Source organism: Pseudomonas sp. EA_15y_Pfl1_P101 (assembly GCF_963970835.1).
Taxonomy (GTDB): Bacteria; Pseudomonadota; Gammaproteobacteria; order Pseudomonadales; family Pseudomonadaceae; genus Aquipseudomonas; species Aquipseudomonas tritici.
Window position 1 is genome coordinate 172,258 of record NZ_CAXAPA010000013.1, and the last position, 10,499, is coordinate 182,756.

Consider the following 10,499-nt stretch of genomic DNA (forward strand, 5'->3'; position numbering starts at 1 on the left):
GCACTCTGCATTCGGTCGACTTGTTGAACCGGCGCGAATGACGCCCCAAGTCGAAAAATGCTTTAATGCCCATCGCTTTTTCCCGCTATTTATCTGCAGCTCGGGTCGATCCATCGTTTGCCATGCATGCCCCGACGCCTAACTCATTCTTTTCTCTGGAAATCCAAAAGCCTTGATTCGTCTGCTGAAGTTTTTCGGGTACTCCATTGTCGCCATCGTTTGCGGGCTGCTGCTCGTGCTCAGCGGGGCCTACCTCTACCTTAGTCCGGGTTTACCCTCCGTAGAGGCCCTTAGAAGCATCCAGTTGCAGATTCCTTTGCGGGTCTACAGCAGCGATGAAAAACTGATCGCGGAGTTCGGCGAAATGCGCCGCACACCGATTCGTTTTGCCGATATTCCACCCAATTTCATCAACGCCCTGCTGTCGGCCGAAGACGATAACTTTGCCAACCACTATGGCGTCGACCCAAGCAGCCTGCTGCGTGCGGCGACACAATTGGTAAAAAGCGGACACATTCAGTCCGGCGGCAGCACCATCACCATGCAAGTGGCGAAGAACTTCTTCCTCACCAGCGAGCGCAGCTTTTCGCGCAAGGCCACGGAGATCCTCTTGGCACTGCAGATTGAGCGCCAGTTGACCAAGGACGAGATCCTCGAGCTGTACGTCAACAAAATCTACCTGGGCAACCGTGCCTATGGGATTGAGGCGGCTTCGCAGGTCTACTACGGCAAGTCAATTCGTGATGCCAGCCTGGCGCAGATGGCCATGATTGCCGGCCTGCCAAAGGCCCCATCACGCTTCAACCCCCTGGCCAACCCGGCACGCAGCAAAGAACGCCGCGACTGGATCCTGGGGCGCATGTACAAGCTGGGCAAGATCGACCAGGCCGCTTACGAAAGCGCCATCGCCGAGCCATTGAACGCCAGCTACCACGTGCAGACGCCGGAAGTGAACGCACCCTATATCGCCGAAATGGCGCGCGCCGAGATGGTCGGCCGCTACGGCAGCGAGGCCTACACCGAAGGTTTCCGTGTGACCACCACCGTGCCGAGCAACCTGCAGGACATCGCCAATGAGTCGGTGCATTCCGGCCTGATCACCTACGACCAGCGCCACGGCTACCGCGGCCCTGAATCGCGCCTGCCGGGCAAGACCCTGAGCGCCTGGACCACCGAGCTGGGCAAGCAACGTGCGATCAGCGGCCTGGAGCCGGCGATCGTCACCCAAGTGAACAAGGATGGCGTGCAGGTGCTGACCCGCACGGGTGAAGCCCATGTGGCATGGGACAGCATGAAATGGGCGCGCCCTTTCCTGAACACTAACAGCATGGGCGCAATACCCAAGCAGCCGTCTGACGTCGCGCAGGTGGGTGACTTGATCCGCGTGCAACGCCAGAAGGACGACACGCTCAAATTCAGCCAGGTGCCATTGGCCCAGGGCGCTCTGGTGTCTCTGGACCCGCAGAACGGTGCAATCCGCGCGCTGGTGGGTGGTTTCTCGTTCGAGCAGAGCAACTATAACCGTGCGACCCAGGCCAAGCGCCAGCCCGGCTCGAGCTTCAAGCCGTTCATCTACAGCGCCGCACTGGACAACGGCTACACCGCCGCCAGCCTGGTCAACGATGCCCCGATCGTGTTTGTCGACGAGTACCTGGACAAAGTCTGGCGCCCGAAGAACGACAACAACACGTTCCTCGGCCCGATCCGCATCCGCGAGGCGTTGTACAAGTCGCGTAACCTGGTGTCGATCCGCCTGCTGCAGGCGATGGGCGTGGGCAAGACCATCGATTACATGACGCGCTTTGGCTTTGCCAAATCCGACATGCCGCCAAACCTGTCCCTGGCGCTGGGCACCGCGACCCTTACGCCGATGGAAATCGCCACCGGCTGGAGTACCTTTGCCAACGGCGGCTACAAGATCGCGCCGTACCTGATCGACAAGATCGAAAGCCGCAACGGCGACACCCTGTTTACCGCCAACCCGCCGCGAGTGCCGGGGGATGTGGTCAACGGCGTAGCCGCGAATGATGGCCTGGCGGCCCCGAGTAATGGCGGCATCACCATTGAGCCAACCCCAGGTGCTGCGCCAACTGCCAACGCCGCTGCAACCGAACCGCAGGCGCCAGCCGTGGCCGAGCGCATCGTCGATGGCCGTACCACTTATATCCTCAACAGCATCCTTGAAGACGTGATCAAGAAGGGCACCGGCCGCCGCGCCCTGGCCCTTGGCCGCGCCGATATCGCGGGCAAGACCGGCACCACCAACGAGTCCAAGGATGCGTGGTTCTCCGGCTACAACGCCGACTACGTCACCACCGTGTGGACCGGCTACGACCAACCGGAAAGCCTTGGTCGTCGAGAGTACGGTGGCACCGTCGCGCTACCGATCTGGATGAGCTACATGGGCGCAGCTTTGAAGGACAAGCCACTGCACACCCAGCCGGAGCCGGAAGGCATCCTCAGCCTGCGGATCGACCCGATCAGTGGCCGTGCGGCATCGCCAAGCACGCCGAATGCGTACTTCGAACTGTTCAAGAGCGAAGACACGCCGCCGTCAATTAATGAGTTGGGCAATGGCGTCGCGCCGGGCAGCCCGCTGCCAGCAGACGAGGCGGCGCCGATCGATCTCTTTTAGAGAGCGGCAAGCTGTCAGCTACAAGCGGCAAGAAAGAGCTGTGATGTGCCACCCTTAAACTTGCAGCTTGCAGCTTGAAACTTCCCCATAAAAAAACCCGGCGTTCCGAGCCGGGTTTTTTTATGGGTCTACGGCTTAGCCGTTGAACACATCATCCACGCTTTGCAGCGGGTAGTTCTTCGGATACGCCAGGGTAGCCACACCGGTCTCGATGGCGGCTTTGGCCACGGCATCGGAGATCAGGGTGATCAGGCGCTTATCCATTGGTTTCGGGATGATGTACTCACGACCGAATTCCAGCTTGGCGCCACCGTAGGCATCGCACACGTCCTGAGGCACCGGCAGTTTGGCCAGTTCACGCAGGGCGTTGGCAGCAGCCACTTTCATCTCTTCGTTGATGCGCCTGGCGCGAACGTCGAGGGCGCCACGGAAGATGAACGGGAAGCCCAGCACGTTGTTGACCTGGTTCGGGTAGTCCGAACGGCCAGTGGCCATGATCACGTCGTTGCGAGTGGCATGCGCCAGTTCCGGCGAGATCTCCGGGTCCGGGTTGGAGCAGGCGAACACGATCGGGTTGGCGGCCATGGACTTCAGGCCTTCGGCGCTCAGCAGGTTCGGGCCGGACAGGCCAACGAACACGTCTGCACCGTCGAGCGCGTCAGCCAGGGTGCGCTTGGACGAAGGATGGGCAAACATCGCCTTGTACTGGTTCAGGTCGGTACGCTCGGACTGGATCACGCCCTTGCTGTCGACCATGTAGATGTTTTCCAGCTTGGCGCCCATGCTCACGATCAACTTCATGCAAGAGATGGCCGCGGCGCCAGCGCCCAGGCAGACGATCTTGGCATCAGCCAGGGTTTTGCCAGCGATTTCCAGGGCGTTGATCATGCCGGCAGCGGTAACGATCGCGGTGCCGTGCTGGTCATCGTGGAATACCGGAATGTCGCACTGTTCGATCAGGGCTTTTTCGATCTCGAAGCACTCAGGTGCCTTGATGTCTTCCAGGTTGATGCCACCAAAGGTGATGGAAATGCGCTTGACCGTGTCGATGAACGCCTGCGGGCTTTCGGAGTCGACTTCGATGTCGAAAACGTCGATGCCGGCGAAGCGCTTGAACAGCACGCCTTTGCCTTCCATGACTGGCTTGGACGCCAATGGGCCAAGGTTGCCCAGGCCGAGAATCGCGGTGCCATCGGAAATCACTGCAACCAGGTTGCCTTTGCCGGTGTACTTGTACGCCAGTTCAGGGTCGCGGGCGATTTCACGTACGGGCTCGGCAACACCAGGGCTGTAGGCCAGCGACAAGTCGCGGGCGGTGGCAGTGGCTTTGGTGAGCTCTACACTCAGCTTCCCTGGACGAGGATGGGCATGGTATTCGAGAGCGGCAGTTTTCAAATCAGACATATCGGCATTCCGCTTTTGCTGTTGGTCGACGGACCGCCGAGGATACGCGTGTCGCAAAGTCCCTACAAGACTGGGCAGTCACAGGTGTCAAGGCCCCAAAGTGCCGTACTTTGGTCTAAGGCCACGGGACACAAGGGCTCAAGTGTTCACAATCACCTAAAAAAATGTCTACAATTTTTTATTAATAAATCGATTTGAGCATACCGGGGTCGGTCACTGGCAGCAGCCAACGTGCCTGGCCGTTTTTCAGGGCGCCCCGCTTGGCGCGATCCTGCACCCAGCCGCGCGCCTCGATTGCCTTGCCTTGCAGACCACTTAGCCATGCGGCGTCGAACTGTTGGATGAGGTCGGGTGCAATGCGCAATACCAGTGAACCCCGCAATTCGATCCAGATTCCACCACGATTGCGTTCGATCTTGCGCACTTTACCGCTGACAAGCACGAAGCCGGATTGCTTGAGCTGCGCCACCTGTCGCACTGGCGACTGGCGCCAAAGACCCAGTCGCGCCTTGCGGGCAGTGTTTTCGGCCGCCTGCTGGCAAGTGACGAGATCGACATTGGGCGCGACGCCCACTTGGAACCCCAGGCCCTCGGCCAGCAACTGCGCTTCCAGATTCTCGCCATTGGCACCATAGAGGTGAGCCAGCGTGCGGCCGTAGTGGTCTTTGCTCTCGCGCCCAGGCACCAGGCCGAGGCGACTGTCGCTGGCGTCTACCAATGCCTGCAAGCGCTGACGGGCAGCGACAGCGTAGGGCTCGTCGGAACGGCCTCGCCTGCCGGTCTCCGGCGCATTGAGGCCAATCATCCGTACGCTGCGACCATCCTTGAGGCGCACCGTGTCGCCATCCACCACGCGCTGCACCTCAACCCGGGCAAGGCCTGACGGCGCGGGACAGAACACCTGCGCCTGGGCGGCTGACTGCCAAATCCCAGGCACAAAAAAGGCGCCCACAAGGGACGCCTTTTTCAACAGCTGGCAAAAGCCCATAAGGCTTTTGAGCCTTACTCTGCTGGAGTAGCAGGCTTCTTGCCGAAAGCACCAAAGCGATCTGCGAAGCGCTGTACACGGCCGCCGGTGTCCAGAGTTTTCTGCTTACCGGTGTAGAACGGGTGGCACTCGTTGCATACGTCAGTACCCAGTGGCTTGCACAGGTTCGAACGCGTTTCGAACTTGTTGCCGCAGCTGCAGGTTACTTCGATGGTTTCGTACGCTGGATGGATATCGGCTTTCATGGCACTTCCTCGGGCTAGCGTGCCGCCACTCGACACTATTGTCGAATACCGCACGTAATTAGGCCGCGGATTCTACCAGACCTTTTTAATCGCGCAAGCGGCGCATCTGGCTGAATCCGCGCCTTTCATCAGAAAGTGCGGCATACCCAAGCCTGCGCCTGTCTGCTAGGCTCCCGCCCCTGCGCCACCGCCTGCCTTTATATGAGACCCCCGCGTGCCCGACGCCATTTTGCGCCTAGCCCTGCCCTCGCCCCTGCGCCGCCTGTTCGATTACCGGGCTCCGGCTGGCGTGCTGCGGGCGCAGTTACAGCCGGGCATGCGCGTACGTGTACCCTTTGGCCGGCGGGAAATGATCGGCATCCTGGTGGAAGTGGCCGACCATAGCGAAGTGCCTGCGGAAAAGCTCAAGCCCGCGCTGGCGATGCTCGACGCCACCCCACCGCTGCCACCTGCGCTGTTCAAGCTGTGCCTGTGGACGGCCCAGTATTACCAGCACAGCCTGGGCGACACCTTAAGCTGGGCATTGCCAGTACTGCTGCGCCAAGGCGAACTGGCCGAAGCACGCCAGGAACGCTTCTGGTCGACGGTGCCCGGCGCGAGCCTCGACGACCCGCGTATCGCCCGCGCCCCGCGCCAACGTGAAGCCTTGGCGACACTGGCACAACATCCCCACGGCGTGGCCCATCAACTGTTAAGCAAGCTGATGCTGAGCAAGGACAGCCTCAACCTGCTGCTGGCTAAAGGCTTGGTGCAGGTGGAGATCCGCAAGCAAGCCCCCAACGCCCGCCACGAACACTGGCTGGCCCAACCGGAATTGCCGCTGAACCCAGAGCAACGCGCTGCGTATGAAGCCATTCGTGCAGGCTTCGACAGTTTCCATGCCTTCCTGCTGGCCGGGGTCACCGGCAGCGGCAAGACCGAAGTCTATTTGCAGTTGATCCGCGAAACCCTGCAAGCCGGTAAACAGGCACTGGTGTTAATCCCCGAGATCAACCTGGGCCCGCAAACCCTGGCGCGCTTCGAACAACGCTTCAACGCACGTATCGCCCTGGTGCACTCGGCGGTCAACGACCGTGAGCGCCTGGAGTCGTGGCTGGCCGCGCGAGATGGCGAAGCCGACATTATTATCGGCACCCGTTCGGCGCTGTTCACCCCGATGAAGAACCCCGGGCTGATCATCATCGACGAGGAGCACGACGGCTCCTATAAACAGCAAGAAGGCTTGCGCTACCACGCCCGCGACCTGGCGCTGGTGCGCGCACGCCAGGAAGACATCCCGATTGTGCTGGGCTCGGCCACGCCGTCCTTGGAAAGCCTGCACAACGCCTACACCGGCCGTTACGGCCTCCTGCGCCTCAACGAGCGTGCGGGCGGCGCCAAGCAGCCACGCTTCCTACGCCTCGACGTTAAAAGTCGCCCATTGGACAGCGGTATTTCCGGGCCCATGCAACAAGCCATCGGCCAGACCCTCGCCGCCGGCCAACAGGTATTGGTGTTTCTCAATCGTCGGGGCTTTGCGCCGACCCTGCTGTGCCACGACTGTGGCTGGATGTCCGAGTGCGAGCGCTGCGATGCGCGCATGACCGTGCACCAGCGCCACGGCGAGTTGCGCTGCCATCACTGCGGTCATGTGGAGCGGCTGCCTCGCCACTGCCCGCAATGCGGCAAAGTCGACCTGCGACCTGTAGGCGCAGGCACCGAACGCGCGGAAGAGCGCCTGGGCATTCTGTTCCCCGATTACCCGGTGCTGCGCGTCGATCGCGACAGCACCTCGCGCAAAGACGCGATGAACCAACTGTTCGCGACCATCCAGAAGGGCCAGCCGTGCATCTTGATCGGCACGCAGATGCTTGCCAAAGGGCACCATTTTCCACGGGTGACCCTGGTGTCGATCCTGGACGTGGACGGCGGGCTGTTCTCCGGAGATTTCCGCGCCAGCGAACGCATGGCGCAGTTGATCGTGCAGGTCGCCGGCCGCGCAGGCCGCGCCGAAGAGCCAGGCCGGGTGATTATCCAGACACACCTGGCCGAACATCCGCTGCTGATCCAACTGACTGAACAAGGTTACTTTGCGTTCGCCGAACAGGCGCTGAGCGAACGCCGCGCCGCCGGCCTGCCGCCTTTTTCGCATTTAGCGTTATTACGCGCCGAAGCCCACAAACCAGGGCAGGCCGAAAGCTTTCTGGATGAAGCGTGCAGCGCCGCCGAACGTTTGCTCGGCGAGCTGAGCCTGAGCGGCATCGAGCTGCTCGGCCCGGTGCCAGCGCCCATGGAACGCCGCGCCGGGCGTTATCGTGCTCAGCTACTCTTGCAAGCAACCTCCCGTGCGCCCCTGCATCGGCTATTAAGTAGCTGGTTGCTTGCGCTGGAGCAAATGCCCAGCGGCCGACAAGTGCGATGGTCGCTGGATGTGGACCCGGTGGATTTGTACTGATCGTTACATTGCTATCGCACGCCAGCTCCCACATTTTGAAATGTGAACAGCCTTAAATATGGAAGCGAGCTTGCCCGCGATGAGGCCCGCAGGTCGCCAACCCGTCTGAATGGTTGGCAAGCCCGCCCTCGCCACGGATAATGCCCAGTTTTTCCACCTGCGCATCGCGCGCCGCCGCTTGCGGTCGAAAGAGAACACCATGAAAGACACCATTCGCCAGCTGCTCCAACAAGCCCTCACCCAACTCGTCAACGAAGGTGTGTTGCCTGAAGGCCTGACGCCGGCGATCCAGGTGGAAAACACCCGCGACAAGACCCACGGCGACTTCGCCAGCAACATTGCGATGATGCTGTCCAAGCCTGCCGGCATGAAACCACGCGACCTGGCTGAAAAAATCATTGCCGCGCTGCCTGCCGATGAAAGCGTCACCAAGGCCGAAATCGCCGGCCCTGGCTTCATCAACTTCTTCCAGAACACCCAGGCCTTGGCCAACCGCCTCGACGCGGCCTTGGTCGATGCCCATGTGGGCGCGCGCAAAGCCGGCCCGGCCCAGCGCACCGTGGTCGACCTGTCGGCCCCCAACCTGGCCAAAGAGATGCACGTCGGCCACTTGCGCTCGACCATCATCGGCGACGGCGTAGCACGGGTCCTGGAGTTCCTCGGTGACGAAGTCATCCGTCAGAACCACGTCGGCGACTGGGGCACCCAGTTCGGCATGCTGATGGCCTACCTGCAGGAAAACCCGATCACCAGCGACGAATTGTCAGACCTAGAAAATTTTTATCGCGCGGCCAAGAAGCGCTTTGATGAGTCAGAAGAGTTCGCCGACCGCGCCCGTGGCTTGGTAGTGAAGCTGCAGGCCGGCGATGCCGAATGCCTGGCGTTGTGGACCAAGTTCAAGGATATCTCGCTGTCCCACTGCCAGAAGATCTACGAACAGCTCAACGTCAAGTTGACCATGGCCGATGTGATGGGCGAAAGCGCCTACAACGACGACTTGATCAATGTGGTCAACGACTTGAAGGCTGCTGGCATGCTGGTCGAGAGCAACGGCGCCCAGTGCGTGTTCCTCGACGAATTCAAGAACGCCGACGGCGAGCCGCTGCCGGTGATCATCGTCAAGGCCGATGGCGGCTACCTCTACGCCACCACTGACCTGGCGGCTGTACGCTACCGCAGCGGCACGCTCAAGGCTGACCGCGCGCTGTACTTCGTCGACCAGCGCCAGGCCCTCCACTTCCAGCAAGTGTTCGCCGTAGCGCGCAAAGCCGGTTTCGTCACCCACCCGATGCACATGGAACACATGGGCTTTGGCACCATGAACGGCGCCGATGGCCGCCCGTTCAAGACCCGCGATGGCGGCACGGTAAAGCTGATCGACCTGCTGACCGAAGCCCAGGAACGCGCCTACACCCTGGTGAAGGAAAAGAACCCGGAGCTGGCCGAAGCCGACCTGCGCAACATCGCCCGCGTGGTGGGCATTGGCGCGGTCAAATACGCCGACCTGTCCAAGCACCGCACCAGCGACTACAGCTTCAACTTCGACCTGATGCTCAATTTCGAAGGCAACACGGCGCCTTACCTGCTGTACGCCTACACCCGTGTGGCTGGCGTGTTCCGCAAGCTGGGCAAGGACTTCAGCGAAGTTGACGGCCAGATCGTGCTGGAGGCTCCGCACGAACAAGAACTGGCCGCCAAGCTCGCGCAATTCGGCGAAGTGCTGAACAGCGTCGGCGAGAAAGGCACCCCGCACATTCTGTGCACCTACCTGTACGAAGTCGCGGGCCTGTTCTCCAGCTTCTACGAGAACTGCCCGATCCTGACCGCCGACGACGAAGCCCAAAAGCAAAGCCGTCTGCGCATCGCCGCACTGGCTGGACGGACCCTCAAGCAAGGCCTGGAACTGTTGGGCCTGGAAACTCTGGAGCGTATGTAAGTTGGCTGCCAAGAAAAAACCTGCACCCAAGCGCGGCGCCAGCCGTTACCAGGCCCCGGCAAAGAAGCCTATTCCAGGCTGGCTGTGGATGGCCATCGGCCTCACCGTTGGCGCGTTTATCGTGTTCCTGATGAAACTGGAGCCAGGCCAGGGCGACGACGTCAAACGGGTCAAACAGGAGCAGCAGAAAGCCACCAAAATGGCCGAAGCCAACAAGACCGCGCCAAGCCCAACAGCACCGGTGAAGCCAAAGTACGACTTCTACACGCTGCTGCCGGAATCGGAAGTGATCGTGCCGCCTGACGCCGTACCGGAGAAAACCCTGCCGACGCCGCAAGTGCCGACCACGCCGGTCACGCCGGTCACGCCGGCAGAAGCCGCGAAAATCGACACCGCGCGCGCCCAGGCCGCATTGGCCGGGATCACTCCGCCGCCAGCACCACCGGTCGCCGAGACCAAGGCAGCGCCGGTGACCAAGTTCTTCCTGCAAGCGGGCTCGTTCCCGAAACAGGCGGATGCGGATCGCGTGCGCGCGCAGATCATCCTGCTGGGCCAAGCGGTGACGGTAGAGTCCGGTACGGTGAAGGATGCGACCTGGTACCGCGTGCTGGTGGGGCCGTTCAGCAACCGTGAACAGCTGACCGTCGCGCAGAAACAACTGGCGGGCGCAGGGTTTAGCAACCTGTTGTTACAACAACGCCAGAGCCGCTAACTCCCAGCCAACCCAGTACAAATGTGGGAGGCCCCACTACATCTTCGACGTAGCGCTGTCGCGCATCAAACTGGTTCATCGTAAGGTTATAGAACGCGTGCGGGGCAAAGGCCGTAGCCAGCACTGGTGTGTCAGCACCCGAGTG

The 10,499-nt window shown here is 61.3% G+C and carries 7 protein-coding genes; 4 read left to right on the top strand and 3 right to left on the bottom strand.

Features of this window, described 5'->3' with window-relative positions; all coding sequences use genetic code 11:
* Positions 1–175: 175 nt before the first annotated feature.
* Positions 176–2,635 (top strand): penicillin-binding protein 1A, encoded by a 2,460-nt coding sequence (locus AACY36_RS20815; RefSeq protein ID WP_370467828.1) that lies wholly within the window; start codon positions 176–178, stop codon positions 2,633–2,635.
* 135 nt (positions 2,636–2,770) lie between these two features.
* Here the strand turns inward: AACY36_RS20815 and AACY36_RS20820 are convergent, their stop codons facing one another.
* The 3 genes from AACY36_RS20820 to rpmE all read right to left on the bottom strand — a co-directional run bounded on the left by AACY36_RS20820 (position 2,771) and on the right by rpmE (position 5,272).
* A complete protein-coding gene (locus tag AACY36_RS20820) occupies positions 2,771–4,039 on the bottom strand; it encodes a malic enzyme-like NAD(P)-binding protein (RefSeq protein WP_339415550.1) in 1,269 nt (422 codons plus the stop codon).
* A gap of 181 nt (positions 4,040–4,220) precedes the next feature.
* Positions 4,221–5,027 carry a thermonuclease family protein gene (locus AACY36_RS20825; RefSeq protein ID WP_339415548.1) on the bottom strand — a complete coding sequence of 269 codons (807 nt, stop codon included), beginning with the start codon at positions 5,025–5,027 and terminating at the stop codon, positions 4,221–4,223.
* A 14-nt stretch (positions 5,028–5,041) separates the two neighbouring features.
* Entirely contained in the window at positions 5,042–5,272 is a 231-nt protein-coding gene (gene rpmE / locus AACY36_RS20830; protein ID WP_049710411.1) for a 50S ribosomal protein L31, read from the bottom strand.
* A gap of 214 nt (positions 5,273–5,486) precedes the next feature.
* Here rpmE and AACY36_RS20835 point away from each other — a divergent pair, with 214 nt between their 5' ends.
* The 3 genes from AACY36_RS20835 to AACY36_RS20845 all read left to right on the top strand — a co-directional run bounded on the left by AACY36_RS20835 (position 5,487) and on the right by AACY36_RS20845 (position 10,354).
* The gene (locus AACY36_RS20835; RefSeq protein WP_339493315.1) at positions 5,487–7,706 is read left to right on the top strand and encodes a primosomal protein N'; all 2,220 of its coding nucleotides are present in this window, start codon (positions 5,487–5,489) and stop codon (positions 7,704–7,706) included.
* A gap of 199 nt (positions 7,707–7,905) precedes the next feature.
* Complete coding sequence (gene argS, locus AACY36_RS20840; RefSeq protein WP_339497536.1) at positions 7,906–9,642, top strand: arginine--tRNA ligase; 1,737 nt, start codon at positions 7,906–7,908, stop codon at positions 9,640–9,642.
* Position 9,643: 1 nt separating this feature from the next.
* Positions 9,644–10,354 carry an SPOR domain-containing protein gene (locus AACY36_RS20845; RefSeq protein ID WP_339415545.1) on the top strand — a complete coding sequence of 237 codons (711 nt, stop codon included), beginning with the start codon at positions 9,644–9,646 and terminating at the stop codon, positions 10,352–10,354.
* Positions 10,355–10,499: the final 145 nt, after the last annotated feature.

Coding starts and splice junctions, on each gene's coding strand:
- rpmE (WP_049710411.1), bottom strand. CDS start 5,272: ATGAAAGCCGATATCCATCCAGCGTACGAAACCATCGAAGTAACCTGC.
- AACY36_RS20820 (WP_339415550.1), bottom strand. CDS start 4,039: ATGTCTGATTTGAAAACTGCCGCTCTCGAATACCATGCCCATCCTCGT.
- AACY36_RS20825 (WP_339415548.1), bottom strand. CDS start 5,027: ATGGGCTTTTGCCAGCTGTTGAAAAAGGCGTCCCTTGTGGGCGCCTTT.
- argS (WP_339497536.1), top strand. CDS start 7,906: ATGAAAGACACCATTCGCCAGCTGCTCCAACAAGCCCTCACCCAACTC.